This is a genomic window from Rhizobium sp. YS-1r (assembly GCF_000757525.1).
GTDB lineage: Bacteria > Pseudomonadota > Alphaproteobacteria > Rhizobiales > Rhizobiaceae > Neorhizobium > Neorhizobium petrolearium.
The window spans coordinates 611877-627622 of sequence record NZ_JPYQ01000001.1; the positions used below are offsets into that span (position 1 = coordinate 611877).

The following is a 15746-nucleotide window of genomic DNA, read 5'->3' on the forward strand; positions in this document are numbered from 1 at the left end:
CTTGAATTATTCCGGCGATTTCCCCGTCTTGAGCGGGAGGAGATTGCCGAGATCGATCGGGAACGGAAAGACGATCGTCGAATTCTGTTCGCCTGCAATGACGTTCAACGTGTTGAGATAGCGAAGTTGCATCGCCTCGGGCTGTCTTGCCAGGATTTCGGCCGCTTCAAGCAGCTTCGCCGCGGCCTGTTGTTCGCCCTCGGCATTGATCACCTTGGCTCGCCGTTCACGTTCGGCTTCCGCCTGGCGGGCGATTGCACGGATCATGGATTCATTGATGTCGACATGTTTGATCTCGACATTCGCGACCTTGATGCCCCAGGCATCGGTTTGAATGTCGAGGATCTCCTGAATGTCGTTGTTGAGCTTGTCGCGTTCGGCCAGCATTTCATCGAGATCGTGCTTGCCAAGCACCGAGCGTAAGGTCGTCTGGGCCAGTTGGCTCGTCGCCATCATGAAGTCCTCGACCTGGATGGTCGCCTTCTCGGGGTCGATGACCCTGAAATAGATCACGGCATTGACCCGGACGGAAACGTTGTCGCGAGAGATGACGTCCTGACTGGGAACATCGAGCACCAGCGTACGCAGGTCGACCCGCACCATCTGCTGCACGTAGGGAATGAGAAGGATCAACCCCGGTCCCTTGACGCCGGTGAAACGGCCGAGCGTGAAGACGACGCCGCGCTGATATTCCCGAAGGATCTTGATCGCGGAACCGATGAGGAGCAGCAGAAGAACGACGATGACGAGATAGAAGGCGATATCCGTAAACATACCCATGATTTCCTCCTGTTTTACAGAAGCCCCTAGCGTTCCTGCGCAATTCTGGTGACTTCGAGCGTCAGCCCGGTTCGACCGGTTATCTTGACGCCATCGCCGGCGACGAGCGGTTCGGTGGATACTGCCTTCCAGCGCTCGCCATGCGCGATCACATAACCCGAGGTATCACTCCAGCTATCAACCTTGCCGGCGATACCGACCATCTGCTCCGTGCCGGTGACGACGTCACGCCGGCGCGAGGTGAATGCAAGGCGAGCAACGATAACGCTGAAGACGATGCTGGCAATGGCTATGCCCCCCAGCACCGACCAGGAAATCTCCAGGCCGGGCACATCCGTATCGAACAGGATGGTCGCGCCCAGTACCAGCGCTAGAGCGCCGCCGATGCCGAGGGCACCGAAGGATGGCGAATGTGCCTCGGCTACCGTCAACCCGGCACCAAGGACAATCAGCGCGACACCGGCATAACTCACCGGCAGCAATGCAAGCGCATAAAGGCCGAGAAGCAGGCTGATACCTCCGATCGTGCCGGGAACAAATGTTCCTGGAGTGAGAAATTCGAAGATAAGACCATAGATGCCAACCATCATCAGGATGAGTGCAATGTTTGGATCGGTTATCACTGAAAGCAGCCTGGTTCGCCAATCCGGCTCGAAATCACGGATGGCGAGGCCTGCGGTCTCAAGTCGAATATCTGTCTGGCCAACACGCACGACGCGACCCTGAGCCTGCGCCAGGAGATCCTCCACGGTCGCCGCCGTGAAATCGATGACATGTTCGCGCTGGGCGACGACCGATGAAAGGCTGGCAGCTTCGCGTACGGCACGTTCTGCCCAATCGGCATTGCGGCCGCGCAGTTCCGCAAGACCGCGAATATAGGCAACCGCATCATTGACGGCCTTTGCTTCGCTTGCGTTATCCGGGGATTGTCGCTGCTTGCCGTTGGGGTCGTCCGGACGATCGTTGCCTGGTTCCGGACCACGACCGAACCCTCCGCCGAGGGAAATCGGTGTTGCTGCCCCCAGGTTGGTACCCGGCGCCATCGCCGCGATGTGGCTTGCATAAAGAATATACGTGCCGGCGCTGGCAGCCCGCGCGCCGCTTGGGGCCACGAAACCTGCTACCGGCACGGGCGAGGCAAGGATCGCACGAATGATGTCGCGCATCGATGCGTCAAGACCGCTGGGCGTGTCCATCTGCAGGACGACCAAACCCGCTCCACCTTCATCGGCACGCTGAAGTCCGCGCCTGACATAGTCTGCCGTCGCCGGACCGATGGCGCCGTTCAGCTTCAGCACTATCGCTATATGTGCGGGTTCCGTTGACGGCGCCGCGCTCAGACCAAAAACCGGCAGGGCAAGCAGCAGGAGGATGGTTCGGGCCATCAACCGCCAGAACCTCAAACACCGCATGGTCTTCCGTCGAATGTTCATGATCTGGAATATATGGCGGAAGTGCAAAACGGTAAGATAAGGACCTTTCGATCACAGCTGTCGGCTATGCAGCGTGTATCGTCAGAATATGACTGATCATGCGAATTCGTACCTTAGAACACGCCGTTTCTGGAAAGATCACTCGACGTACTTTTGGGGCGGAGCGAAGCGTGCGCGTCTCGTCAGAGACGGAAGTCTGGCCAAGGCCATATGAGAGACCATGCGCGCCGATGAGCCGAGTGCAATTACGCGCGTTCCTCCGCCGCAAAGTCGTCGTGATGCTTCGTCAATTGCTTGCACGGGCCGGTGGACCGACGCTCGACAATCCTCGATGCGATATTGACGCGGCGTGCGGGCATGTCCGGCTGGCGCGGGTGTTCGATGCGCTCGACCAGAAGCCTCAGGCCGACGGCACCGCATTCCTGGCCTTCCATTCGCACTGTCGTCAATTGCGGTGATATCTGTGTTGCAGCCGAAAAATCGCCGAAGCCGACGACGGAAACATCATCGGGAATACGGTAGCCCTGCCCCAAAAGTTCGGACACGACAGTCAGCGCGAGACCGTCATGGGCGCAGAAGAACGCCGTTGGCTGAATACCCTTCTCCTTGAGCGCGCGATAGGCGCCGGCAAAGCCGCCTTGCTCGTCGAACTCCATGGCATGCAATGCGACATCGGGGTAACGTTCGGCAATCTCGCGCGCTCCATAGAAACGCTCGCGGCGACCGCGATAGCCGGGCGTACCGTAGACATAGGCGATCGATCGGTGCCCGAGGCCAAACAGGTATTGCATTACAGCCTGGCCCGCCTCATGGTCGGTGCCGGAAACGTGGTCGGCGTCTTCCAGGGGATCGATCCAGCCGAAACGGACGATCGGAATACCGGTCGCCGTCGCGGCTGCAATCGCTTCAGGGGCATGCGGTCCAACGAGCAGCAGGCCGGCACAGGTGTGTGCCAGATCCTCAAGCTGGCTCGCGTGGTGCGTCCAGCGCATTCGCAAACCCATGCCCAACCGATGGGCCTCGGATTGAACCCCGTTCTGGATCTGCATGTAGAGTTCGCTGTTGACGGGATCGTGATCATGAAAAACGATGGCGACCTCGCTCGCCGCAACCTTGTTCAGCGGCTTGATATATCCCAGCCGCTGCGCCGTTTCGCGGATGCGCTCGCGGGTCTCATCGCTGACACCGCTCTTGCCGGACAATGATCGCGATACCGCGTATTTCGACAGGCCGACTTCCCGTGCAATCGTCTGTAAGGTGACGCGTCCGCGCTTTTCCATTCCCGCATCCTTCTGCAGCCGCAGCCTCGCTACACGGCTGCGCTGTAAAACACAAATTTTCCAAACACGGAACATAACACTTTACCTAACGATATTGTAATGTAAACCTCACGTTATCCAAGCCCGGGAGAAGGAAAAACAGGGGCAAGGATTTTGTGGAGGAGATACCGATGATCAAGCTGAAACGTCGTACGTTTCTGGCCGGAAGTTCGGCCGCTCTGATTTTGCCGGCTTTGCCGGTCGCCGCCGCTACCTACAAGGAAGCGGACATTCTGAAGGACAAGGTTTCAAACGGCGCCCTGCCGTCTGTTGCGGATAGGCTTCCTGAGACCCCCCTTGTCGTCAAACCGTTCGAAAGCATCGGGAAATATGGCGGTGACTGGAGAATGGCCCTGGTGGGAGGCGGTTCGCTCTCCATGCTGTTCCGCTATCAGGCTTATGAGCCTCTGCTGCGCTATACACCCGACTGGTCGGGGGTGACCTTGAACGTCGCGGAAGCCTTCGAGGCAAATGCGGACGCCACGGTCTACACGATCCGGCTGCGCAAGGGCATGAAATGGTCCGATGGACACCCTTACACGACGGCGGACGTCAAGTTCTGGTACGATACCGTGCTCACCGACAAGCGGGTCGCGGTCACCAGCCAGGGCCACTGGAAGACCGCCGGCAAGCCGGCGAAGCTGGAAGTGGTCGATGAACAGACCTTCAAGGTGATCTTCGAGGCACCTAACGGTATGTTCCCGCTGCAGGTCGCCTGGGCCAACAACGATCACACGACACGCTGCCCCAAGCATTATCTCGAACAGTTCCATATCGACTACAATCCGAAGGCCGACGAACTTGCCAAACAGCACGGCTTCGAAAGCTGGATTGCCGCCTTTCAATCGGTTTCCGGGTTCCAGAACGACAATGCCTTTTTCCTGAATTCCTCGAAGAAGCCGTGCCTCAACGCCTGGATGTTCACGATCGCACCCGGCGAGAACACCGAAAGGGCAGTTGCCGAGCGCAATCCCTATTACTGGAAAGTGGATACCGAGGGTAACCAGCTGCCCTATATGGATCGCATCGTCTACCAGATGGTCGCCGATCCGCAGGTGCTGCTCCTGAAGGCCATGCAGGGCGAAATTGACTACATGGATCAGTATATCGCAACACCGAACAACAAGTCGGTGCTCTACGATGCGCGCCAGCAGGGCGATTATGATTTCTGCACGCTGACCTCGACGGAGGCCAACGTCATGAACTTCATCTTCAACCTCAATCATAACGACGAGACAAAGCGGACGCTTTTCCGGAACAGGAATTTCCGGGCAGCTCTCTCGATGGCTCTCGATCGTCAGGCGCTGATCGACGCCGTGCTGGTTGGCCAGGGAGCTCCGGCTCAACCCTCCATCAAGGAGAACGACCCGCTGTATAGTGAACAGCTTGCCAAGCAGTTCACGGAGTATGATGTCGAGAAGGCGAACGCCATGCTGGACGAGATCATTCCGAAGCGTGACGACCAGAACTTCCGCCTCGACGAGAAAGGCCGGCGCCTGACGATCATCTTCGAGATTGACCAGGCGCGCGCGATCTTCCTCGATCTCTTCCAACTGGTGATCCCGATGTTCCAGGCGGTCGGCATCGATGCGCAGATGCGGACCATGGATCGTTCACTTTGGGAGACGCGCGTCCGTCAGGGTCGCGATTTCGACGCGACCGCACATCAGTTCGGCGCCAATGGCGGCATCGCGGCCATGCTCGATCCACGCTATTATGCGCCGACGGACTCCAACGCCATGTATGCCCCCGCCTGGCAGCTCTGGTATCTCGACCGCAACAATGCCAGTGCGGAGGAACCGCCGCCGGAGACGAAGAGGCAGCTTGAGCTTTACGACAAGCTGAAGGCGACGTCCGATCCTGCAGGTCAGCAGGCGATCATGAAGCAGATCCTGCAGGGTGCTGCGGACAACTTCTACGTCTTCGGCATTTCTCAGCCGCCGGACGGCTACGGCATCGTCAAGAACAACATGAAAAACATTACCCGGACCATGCCGAGTTCCTTCGGTTGGCCGACGCCCGCTCCCACTATGCCGGAGCAATTCTACAAGGTCTGACGGCCTTCGACGGAATGACGCGTTTCGGGCGCCGGCCGTGCCGGTCGGCACCGCGATACCTCTTTGCCGATGATTGGATGAAGACGATGCTCGACGCCAGGAAACAGAACATAGACACGCTGAGGACGCCGGAGTGGTACAAGACTGCGACACGCTGGACCCAGCTCACTTTCGTCGAGGACGATCCGGAAAAATACGACCCCGCCTTCTGGATCGATGTCTTCAAGCGAACGAAATCCAATGCCGTCTGCCTCGGCGCCGGTGGCTACGTCGCCTACTACCCAAGCAGGGTTCCTTATCACTACGTCAGCAAATATCTGGGCGACAAGGATATCTTCGGCGCTCTCGTCGATGCGGCACGCAAGCTCGACATGCATGTGATGGCCCGTGTCGATCCGCACGCCATCCACGACGATGCCGCCAAAGCCCATCCGGAATGGGTCATGGTCAATGCCGACGGCACGCCCCGCCGACACTGGGCCTATCCGGATGTCTGGGTCACCAACGCCTACGGCGACTATAACACGGTGTTCATGCCGGACGTGGTCAAGGAGATCATTCGCGAATACGATATCGACGCGATCTTCGCCAATCGCTGGCAGGGGCATGGCGTCGATTACAGCGAAGACAGCGCACGTCGTTTCAAGGATATGTTCGGCTACGGCCTGCCTCGGAAGGCGGATGCGGACGATCCGGCCTGGCAGGCCTGGCTGCAATGGCGCCGCCACGTCCTGACGGGCGTGATCGCGCAATGGGATGACGCGATCAAGGCGATCCGGCCGCATGCGAGCTTCATTCCCAACATGAGCGGGGCGTCGCTGATGGAGTTCGACCTTTCCGTCATCACGAGGCATTGCCCCTTCCTCGTCGTCGACCACCAGGGTCGCAAGGGGCTGGAAGTCGGCTGGTCGGCAGGCCGCAATGGCAAGCGCATCCGGGCGACCTTTCCCGACCGTCCCGTCATGCTCATTACCTCGATCGGTCCCGAGGAGGAATATCGCTGGAAGGATGCCGTGACTTCGCCGGAGGAAATCCAGCTCTGGATCAACAACGGCACGACTCACGGCCTTTATGCCTGGTTCACGAAATTCAATGGCGTAGTGCCGGATAAACGCTGGGTGGAGCCGGTCGCCGATTCATTCAACTTGCAGGCCGTGGTCGAGCCGGTACTGGAAAGCATGAAGCCTACGGCCGAAATCGCCGTGATCGATCCTTCGACCACGCTGCGTCATTGGGCACCGGAGGATCGGCATAGTGCCGAAAAACACGATCTCGGCTTCTATCACGCCCTGGTAGAGGCCCGTCTGCCCTTCGAGCTTCTCTCCGATCAGGTTCTGACTAAGGACAACCTCGATCGCTTCAGAGTGATCATCCTCGCCAATGCCTCCTGCCTGTCGGACGCGCAGAACGCGGCGATCCGCGCCTATGTGGAGCGTGGCGGCAGCATCATCGCCGCCTATGAAACCTCGCTGCGCGACGAGAACGGCAAGATGCGGCCGGAATTCGGCCTTGCGGATGTCTTCGGCGTCAAATTCGTCTCCGGCCCCCGCGGCATTGTCAAGAATACCTATCTGGCGCTTTCGGGAGACCATCCGATCGGCGAAGGGTATGAAGGAGCGAGCCGCATCATGGGCGGCACGCGGCTCATCCATGTCGAGCCGGTCACCAGCACCGCGACGCCCTTTCTCTACATCCCCGATTTCCCGGATCTGCCTATGGAGGAAGTCTATCCACGCAAGGCACCGGAAGGAGCCGCCGTCATCGCCCGCGAAACCGGCAGAGGTGGGCGGGCGGTCTATATTCCGTGGAATATCGGCGAGATTTTCTGGGAGGTCTTTGCCGTGGACCATGCGCGACTGATCGCGAACGCCGTTCGGTGGGCGCTCGGCAAGATGCCGCGTGTCGTGATCGAAGGGCCTGGGGTCATCGACATGGCGCTGCGCGAAAACGACGAAGGCATCGCGCTCAGCCTCTTCAACCTGACCAATCCAATGATGATGAAGGGACCGATCCGCGAAAATTACCCTCTGGCGGGCCAGACGGTTTCCGTGGAAATTCCGAAAGGCAAATCGGTAGACAAGGCTTGGCTCGTTGTCGCCGACCGCGCCGCAGATTTCAGCCTCCGGAATGGACGCGCCGAGGTGGAAGTACCCGGTATCGAGCGGCTGGAGGTGCTGCATCTCACCTGGACGTGAGATGATCGACTGAAACGGAAGAGCGCTGCCGGCCTGGAGGGGCCGGTAGCGGGGTAGAGATCCGGAGGAAGCGCCGGTCCGACGCTCTCAACGGGAGGAGAAACATTCCGATGCTTGGCTATATCTTCAAGCGCGTGCTCTACATGATCCCGACCCTGTTCGGCATGTCGCTGATTTCGTTCCTGATCATCCAGTTGCCGCCGGGCGACTATCTGACCTCGATGATTGCCACGATGAGTGACAGCGGCCAGGCGGTCGATCCGGCTGAGATCGAACGGCTGAAGGAAATCTACGGTTTCGATGATCCGTTCTATATCCAGTATCTGAAATGGATATGGGGCATTCTCAGCCGCGGCGATTTCGGCCGCTCCTTCGAATGGAATCAGCCGGTTGCCGACCTCATCTGGGCTCGCATGGGATCGACCCTGGTGATCTCGCTGCTGAGCCTTCTTTTCGTGTGGGTCGTCGCACTTCCGATCGGCATCTATTCGGCCGTGCGGCGTCATACCGTTGGCGATCACATCTTTACCTTCTTCGGCTTCATCGGCCTTGCGGTTCCGAATTTCATCCTGGCGCTGATCCTGATGTATGTCGCCTATAAATATCTCGGCCAGAGCGTCGGCGGCCTCAACTCCCCAGAATTTGCCGAAGCGCCCTGGAGCTTCGCAAAGGCCGGCGACTTCCTGGCGCACCTATGGATTCCGATCATCATCATTGGCGCTTCGGGAACGGCTGCGCTGATCCGCATCCTGCGCGCCAACTTGACTGACGAGCTGCACAAGCCCTATGTCATCACCGCCCGCGCCAAAGGGTTGCCGGAATACAAAGTCATCCTCAAATATCCGGTGCGTATCGCGCTCAATCCTTTCGTTTCGGCGATCGGCTGGGTCCTGCCGCATCTCGTTTCCGGTGTGACGATCACGGCGATCGTGCTCAATCTTCCAACGGCCGGGCCGCTTCTTTTCCGCGCGCTGGTTTCACAGGATATGTATCTCGCGGGCAGTTTCATCCTGCTTTTGAGCGCCCTCACCCTTGTCGGCATGCTGCTTTCGGATCTGCTGCTTGCGCTGCTCGATCCGCGCATCCGGTTCAGCTGAGGAGGCCGGCATGGGCGTACACGATACTCTCGGGAAACATGTTGAACCCGCGCTGATGGTCGTCGATGGGCCTTCGATCAGCCCGCTCAAGCAGGGCAAGTCGGTCTCGACAGCCACAGTTGGACCCTGGAAGCTGATCGCCGGCAAGCTGATCCGCCAGAAAGTGGCAATGACGGCTGGCGCCGTCATCCTTTTCCTCTATCTGGTCGGCCTGTTCGCCGAGTTCCTGGCCCCTGCCCTGCCTGCGACGTCGAAGCCGCAATATACCTACGCGCCGCCGCAGGGGATCAGTCTCTTCGTGACGCGGCCGGACGGCAGTACGGAGTTCAATCCGCATGTAAAGGGTTACAAGGTCGAAATCGAAAAGGTAGCCCTGAGGCGCACATTCGTCGTCGATGACAGCAAGGTCGTGCCGATCGGGTTTTTCGTCAAAGGCCCGGCCTATGAACTATGGGGGCTAATCCCCATGGATCGTCATCTGATCGGCCCGCTTAACCCCAATGATCCCATGTACCTGCTCGGTACGGATCGTCTCGGGCGCGACGTCTTCTCGCGACTGATCTACGGAACGCGTGTCTCCATGTCGATCGGCCTCGTGGGCGTCGCGGTGTCCCTGGTTCTGGGCGTGGTCTTCGGCTCCATCTCCGGTTTCTATGGCGGCTGGGTCGATACGGTCATCCAGCGGATCATCGAAGTGATCAGCGCCATGCCGACCATCCCGCTCTGGCTGGGGCTGGCGGCGGCCATCCCGCTTACCTGGTCGCCGGTCAGCGTCTATTTCGTCATCACCATCATCGTCTCGCTGCTCGGATGGACCAGTCTCGCGCGCGAGGTGCGCGGACGGTTTCTGGCGCTCAGGAGCGAGGATTTCGTCACTGCCGCGAGGCTCGACGGATCGAGCGAGGCGCGGCTGATCTTCCGCCATATCCTGCCGTCGCTGACGAGCCATATCCTCGCCGTGGTGACGCTCGCCGTGCCCACCATGATCGTCGCGGAGACATCGCTCTCCTTCCTCGGCATCGGGCTGAAGCCGCCGGTCGTGAGCTGGGGCGTGCTGCTGCAGGATGCCCAAAACATCCGTACGGTCGCGACCGCACCCTGGCTGCTGATCTGGCCGTCGCTCGCGGTTATTGTGGCCGTCCTTTCCTTCAACTTCTTCGGCGACGGCCTGCGCGATGCGGCCGATCCCTATGACAATTGAGGAGGGAGCGATGAATACTCTTCCTGACGATGTCGTGCTTTCCGTCGAGGACCTCTCGGTCGATTTCTGCTTGCGCACCCATATTCTGCATGCGGTGGAAAAGGTGAGCTTCCAGCTGAAACGCGGCCAGACGCTCTGCCTTGTCGGAGAAAGCGGTTCCGGCAAAAGCGTCACGGCGCGTTCGCTGCTGCAGATCATCGACCGTCCTGGCCGGATCGTCGGCGGACGTATCCTGCTCAAGAGCGGCGACGCAATCACCGACATTGCCACGCTTTCTCCCGACAGCAACGCCATGCGCGCGATCCGCGGGCGGCGCATCGGCCTTGTCTTTCAAGAGCCGATGAGCTCGCTTTCGCCGGTCCACACGATCGGCTCGCAGATCGTCGAAGCGATCCGCCTGCATACCAACCTCGGCAAGAAGGCTGCGCGCGAGCGGATGATCGATCTGTTGCGCCAGGTCGAAATCCCCAATCCGGACAAGATGGCCGACCGTTATACGTTCGAGTTTTCCGGCGGCATGCGCCAGCGCGCGATGATCGCCATGGCGCTTGCCGGCGATCCGGACATCCTGATTGCCGATGAGCCGACCACCGCGCTCGACGTCACCACGCAGGCCGAAATTCTCGATCTCATCAAGCGCCTGCAGGTCGGGCGCGGCATGGCCATGCTGCTCATCACTCACGATATGGGCGTGGTGGCCGAGGTGGCGGATGAAGTCGCCGTCATGCGTTTCGGCCGCATCGTCGAACATGGAACCGTCGATGCGATCTATCATGCGGCCGGCCATCCCTATACCCGCCAACTGCTCGCTTCGACCGTCAAGCTCACTCGCCAGGCGAATGTCGGGAAACCGGCGGTGATGCTGTCGGCCGAAGCGCCGCTGCCGGTTCTGTCTGTCCGCAATCTCGGCAAGACTTTTGGCTTTGCGGGCAACAATACGCTCAGGGCCGTCGACGACGCCAATTTCGACCTCTATCCGGGTGAGGCCCTCGGCATCGTCGGGGAGAGCGGTTCCGGCAAGACCACACTCGGCAGGCTGATCCTGCGCATTGTCGAGCCAACAGCTGGCGCCGTTTTCTACCGCAACAAGAACGGCAGCGAAATCGAGGTCACCAGACTTGGCAAGAAGGGACTTCGGGACTTTCATCGCGAGGTCCGCCTTGTCTTCCAGGACCCCTTCGCCTCCCTCAATCCGCGCATGACGGTCAAGGAGGTGATCGGCGACCCGCTGATCGTCAACGGCCCTGCCAAGGGCAAGGAACTGGAGGATCGCGTTGCCGAGCTGATGCGCCTCGTTGGACTCGACCCGATGGGCATGGAGCGTTATCCGCACGCTTTTTCCGGCGGCCAGCGGCAGCGCATCGGCATCGCTCGGGCGCTCGCGCTCGAACCGCGCATCATCATCGCCGATGAGGCGACCTCGGCGCTCGACGTCTCCATCCGCAGCCAGATCCTTGACCTTCTGCTCGATATCCGCAGGCGGCTGAACCTCAGCTTCATCTTCATCTCGCACGACATTTCCGTGGTGCGCTATTTCTGCGACCGCGTGGCCGTCATGCACCGCGGCAGGATTGTCGAGCTTGGCGAGGCCGAGCAGGTCTGCACCGCGCCGCGGGAGGCTTACACAAAAAGCCTCATCTCTGCCGTTCCTAACCCCGATCCCCGCGACAAGCGCATGATGCACCGGCAGCGTTTCGTCGCACCCGTCAATTCATAAGGATGTTCCAGTGCCGAAATTCTCAGCCAATCTCTCCTTCCTCTATCAGGACCTGCCCTTTCTCGACCGTTTTGCAGCCGCAGCGAAAGACGGTTTCGGAGCGCTCGAATATCTCGGCCCCTATGTCGAGCCGAAGGAAAAAGTCGCGAATGCCTTGAAGGCAAGCGGTCTCGAACAGGCGCTTTTCAACGTGCCCTCCGGCGATTGGGCCGGCGGCGAACGCGGCATCGCCTGCCTGCCTGACCGCGTGCAGGAATTTCGCGATGGAGTGTCGCTGGCGCTCGATTATGCCAAGGCACTCAGTTGCCGGCAGCTTAACGTCATTTCAGGTCTGGTGTCGAAAGATGCCGACCCCGACGTGCTGGAAAACACGCTGGTCGAGAACCTGAAATATGCCGTACCGCGCTGCGCCGATGCCGGCGTCAAGCTCTTGATCGAGCCGATCAACCTGCGCGACATTCCCGGTTTCTTCCTGTCGACGACGAAGCATGCCGAGCGCATCCTCGATAAGGTCGGCTCCGACAATCTCTTTATCCAATACGACTTCTACCACATGCAGATCATGCAGGGCGACCTGATCCCCACCTTTACACGGCTGAAGGAGAAGATCGCCCATGTGCAGATTGCCGACAATCCCGGTCGCAACGAACCCGGCACGGGCGAGATCAACTACGGCTTCATCCTCTCCGAACTCGACCGCCTCGGTTACGACGGCTGGGTCGGCTGCGAATATAAACCGAAGGCTGGCACCAGCGAGGGCCTCGGCTGGATGAGGCCCTATCTGAAGTGAGGTTGTCATGAATATCGGATTCATCGGACTGGGCGTCATGGGCCGCCCAATGGCGGAACACCTGATCGACGCGGGTCACACGCTGCATCTCAGCCGCGTGAAGGAAGCTTCCCAGCATCTCATCACCAAGGGCGGCAAGGCGGCAGCCAGTGCAAAGGCCGTAGCTCAAGCCTCGGATATCATCATCCTGATGCTGCCCGATACGCCGGATGTCGAGGCGGTGCTCTTCGGCGAAAACGGCGTGGCGTCGGGCCTCTCCGCAGGCAAACTCGTCATCGACATGAGCTCGATCTCGCCGGTCGCGACCAAGGGCTTTGCGAGACGCATTGAAGCGCTCGACTGCGATTATCTCGACGCGCCGGTTTCCGGTGGCGAGGTGGGAGCAAAGGCGGCGTCGCTGACCATCATGGTCGGCGGCAAGGATGCGGCCTTCGAGCGGGCCCGGTCGCTGTTCGAGAAGATGGGCAAGAACATCACCCTGGTCGGAGGCGTTGGCGACGGGCAGACCGCCAAGGTCGCCAACCAGATCATCGTCGGCCTGACCATCGAGGCGGTTTCCGAAGCGCTGCTCTTTGCCAAACGCGCCGGCGCCGATCCGGCCAGGGTCCGCGCCGCACTGATGGGCGGCTTTGCGGCCTCCCGCATCCTCGAGGTGCATGGTGAGCGGATGGTCAAGGAGACCTTCGAGCCCGGCTTCCGCATCCGTCTGCACCGCAAGGACATGACGCTCGCCGTCGATGCCGCCCGGTCGCTCGACCTTGCCCTGCCCAATACCGCCGCGACCCAGCAGCTCATGAATGCCGCGATCGCCAACGGCGATGGCGACCGTGATCATTCCGCCCTCATCCGAACGCTCGAACTCCTCGCCGGAGGGCCGCGCTAAGACCAACGTTTTTTAGGACTGCCGGACGATATCTTCGCCTGCTTCAGCCGGAGCATCCTCTCCGGGCAGCGAAGCCGTGTCCGAACTGAAGGACAGGACAATGCTCAGAAACGATATTCAATTTCCCTATGGCGCCGTCTATTTCCGCAAGTCGAATCCGCCGCGGGAGGATTGGGAACGCGACTACCGTGTCGCCGCCGAGGATGGGCTCAACATCTTTCGCCACTGGTTCATGTGGGGGGCGATCGAGGTGGCGCCAGGTGTCTATGACTGGGAGGAATACGATCGGCAGCTCGATCTCGCGGCGAAGAACGGCATCAAGACGGTGATCGCCGAACTCATCCACGCGGTGCCAGATTGGGCGGTTCGCAAATTCTCTCATGCCCTGCAGGTCAACGCCGACGGGACGAAGCTCGGCTCCTGGATGGGTGTCTCGGCCGCGACCGGGGGCTTCTCCAACAATGGCGGGGGGGCCGGTGCGCTGACGCTGAACTGCCCCGAGGTGAAGGAGGCCGCTGGCAATTTCCTGACGGCACTCGCCACCCGATACAAGGACCATCCGGCAATCTACGGCTACGACGTCTGGAACGAATGCAATTATTCCGCGGACGTGGATTACAGCAGCTATGCCAAGGCCACTTTCCGCAAATGGCTGGAGAAGAAATATGGCTCGTTGAAGGCGCTCGCAAAGGTCTGGCACCGCTACAGCTATGCCGAATGGGACGACATTGAGCCTCCGGTACACATGGCACCCTATCCGGAATGCATCGACTGGCTGCAGTTCAAGCGCGATAACTTCTATGACCAGATGCAGTGGCGCATCGATACGATCCGCGCGGTCGACAGCAAGAATGTTATCGCCGCCCACGGCATTTCGGGTGCGATCCCGAACATGGCGGCGAATGGCTGTGACGACTGGCTTGCCGCCTCCAAGGTGGAGATCTACGGCTTCACGTGGGTTCAAGCCCGCAAGGGCACCGAGCCCTGGAAGACCTGGTATGGCGTCGATATCAACCGTGCCGCTGCCCGCGGAAAAACCTTCTGGCATGCGGAGCGCCAGGGCGGGCCGCTGTGGCTACAGCCGCAGGTGATCGGTCGCAACAAGGAGGACGGCCGGGTGGCGGAACCGGAGGATATCCGCATCTGGAGCATGACCTCGCTTGCCGGTGGCGCTCGCGGTGTGCTCAACCTGCGGTGGCGGCCGCTGCTCGATGGGCCGCTCTTCGGCGCCTTCGGCGCCTACGGTATGGACGGCTCGCGCACACCGCGTTCCGACATGCAGAGCGCGATGGCGAAATGGGCGAACGATCAGGCACAGGCTGTTCTCTGGGACGCAAAGCCGGTGCGCGGCGAAATCGGCATCCTGGTCGTGCGCGAGACCCAGGAATGGGACTATCTGCTCAATTACGACCGCAAAGAAAAACCCTATCCGGAAGCCATGTGGGGCGCGTATCGTGCATTTCTGGACAATGGTGTGCAGCCGGATTGGGTGCATATCGACGATATCGGTGCCTACGACTTTCTCTATTTCCCCTACCCGATCATGTTTACCGCGGAACAGGCCGACCGGCTGAAAACCTGGGTTGAGAATGGCGGCACGTTGATCACCGAAGCCTGCCCCGGTTATTTCGGTGACCGCGGCCATGTCGGTCAGGTGCAGCCGAACATGGGCCTCGATGCCGTCTTCGGCGCGCAGGAGGAAACCGTCGAATTCATGCCCGATATCGGCGATCGCATCCATTTCGAGTTCGGCGAGCTTGCCGTCGATGGCGGCGGCCTCCTGCAGTCCTATCGTCTCAACGGCGGTACGGCCCGGGGCAACTTCACCGACGGCCGCCTTGCCGTTGTCGAGAACAATTTCGGCAAGGGGCGTACGCTCCTGATCGGCACCAACCCGTCCGTCGCCTATTACCGCAGCAACGGCAAGGCGAATGCGGCCTTCTTCGCCGAGCTCCTGGGATGGAGCGGCCGCGAGCGTCATGTGATACTCTCCAACAAGACGCTCTTCGCCCGCATTCACAAAGGCGAGAAAGGCAGCTTTTTATGGCTGGTCAATCCGACCCGTACGATACAGGCCACCGACGTGGCGCTGGCGGATCGCCATGGCAGCATCAGCTCCGGCAAGGCCGTTTGGCCGATCGGCCACGAACATAACGGCGGCCAGGTCGAAGTTCCCCCGCGCGATGTGGTCATCCTGCCGCTTGTGGAGGCATGATGCGCGCGCCATGGCTTGCGATCGAATTGCCTGGAGCTGATTGCCTTGAAGGGCTGCGA

At 60.2% G+C, this 15746-nt stretch carries 11 protein-coding genes; 8 read left to right on the plus strand and 3 right to left on the minus strand.

Features of this window, described 5'->3' with window-relative positions; genetic code table 11:
- Window positions 1-6: 6 nt before the first annotated feature.
- From JL39_RS02850 to JL39_RS02860, 3 genes are all read right to left on the minus strand, one after another.
- Window positions 7-780: a slipin family protein gene (locus JL39_RS02850; RefSeq protein WP_037145836.1), complete on the minus strand. Its 774-nt coding sequence runs from the start codon at window positions 778-780 to the stop codon at window positions 7-9.
- A 26-nt stretch (window positions 781-806) separates the two neighbouring features.
- Window positions 807-2165 carry a nodulation protein NfeD gene (locus tag JL39_RS02855; RefSeq protein ID WP_037145838.1) on the minus strand — a complete coding sequence of 453 codons (1359 nt, stop codon included), beginning with the start codon at window positions 2163-2165 and terminating at the stop codon, window positions 807-809.
- A gap of 293 nt (window positions 2166-2458) precedes the next feature.
- Window positions 2459-3493, minus strand: a complete 1035-nt coding sequence (locus tag JL39_RS02860) for a LacI family DNA-binding transcriptional regulator (protein WP_037145840.1) — start codon at window positions 3491-3493, stop codon at window positions 2459-2461.
- A 170-nt stretch (window positions 3494-3663) separates the two neighbouring features.
- Between JL39_RS02860 and JL39_RS02865 the strand changes: the two genes are divergently transcribed.
- The 8 genes from JL39_RS02865 (at window position 3664) to JL39_RS02900 (ending at window position 15687) form a co-directional block, all read left to right on the plus strand.
- Window positions 3664-5589 carry an ABC transporter substrate-binding protein gene (locus JL39_RS02865; protein ID WP_037145842.1) on the plus strand — a complete coding sequence of 642 codons (1926 nt, stop codon included), beginning with the start codon at window positions 3664-3666 and terminating at the stop codon, window positions 5587-5589.
- An 86-nt stretch (window positions 5590-5675) separates the two neighbouring features.
- The gene (locus tag JL39_RS02870; RefSeq protein ID WP_037146150.1) at window positions 5676-7784 is read left to right on the plus strand and encodes an alpha-amylase family protein; all 2109 of its coding nucleotides are present in this window, start codon (window positions 5676-5678) and stop codon (window positions 7782-7784) included.
- A 110-nt stretch (window positions 7785-7894) separates the two neighbouring features.
- The gene (locus JL39_RS02875) at window positions 7895-8881 is read left to right on the plus strand and encodes an ABC transporter permease (RefSeq protein ID WP_037145844.1); all 987 of its coding nucleotides are present in this window, start codon (window positions 7895-7897) and stop codon (window positions 8879-8881) included.
- A gap of 10 nt (window positions 8882-8891) precedes the next feature.
- On the plus strand, window positions 8892-10082 hold the full coding sequence (locus tag JL39_RS02880; RefSeq protein ID WP_037145846.1) for an ABC transporter permease: 1191 nt from the start codon (window positions 8892-8894) through the stop codon (window positions 10080-10082).
- 10 nt (window positions 10083-10092) lie between these two features.
- A complete protein-coding gene (locus JL39_RS02885; RefSeq protein ID WP_037145848.1) occupies window positions 10093-11799 on the plus strand; it encodes an ABC transporter ATP-binding protein in 1707 nt (568 codons plus the stop codon).
- Between the two features lie 10 nt (window positions 11800-11809).
- On the plus strand, window positions 11810-12589 hold the full coding sequence (otnI, locus tag JL39_RS02890; protein WP_037145852.1) for a 2-oxo-tetronate isomerase: 780 nt from the start codon (window positions 11810-11812) through the stop codon (window positions 12587-12589).
- 7 nt (window positions 12590-12596) lie between these two features.
- Window positions 12597-13472: a 2-hydroxy-3-oxopropionate reductase gene (locus tag JL39_RS02895; RefSeq protein ID WP_037145854.1), complete on the plus strand. Its 876-nt coding sequence runs from the start codon at window positions 12597-12599 to the stop codon at window positions 13470-13472.
- A gap of 100 nt (window positions 13473-13572) precedes the next feature.
- On the plus strand, window positions 13573-15687 hold the full coding sequence (locus JL39_RS02900; RefSeq protein ID WP_037146152.1) for a beta-galactosidase: 2115 nt from the start codon (window positions 13573-13575) through the stop codon (window positions 15685-15687).
- Window positions 15688-15746: the final 59 nt, after the last annotated feature.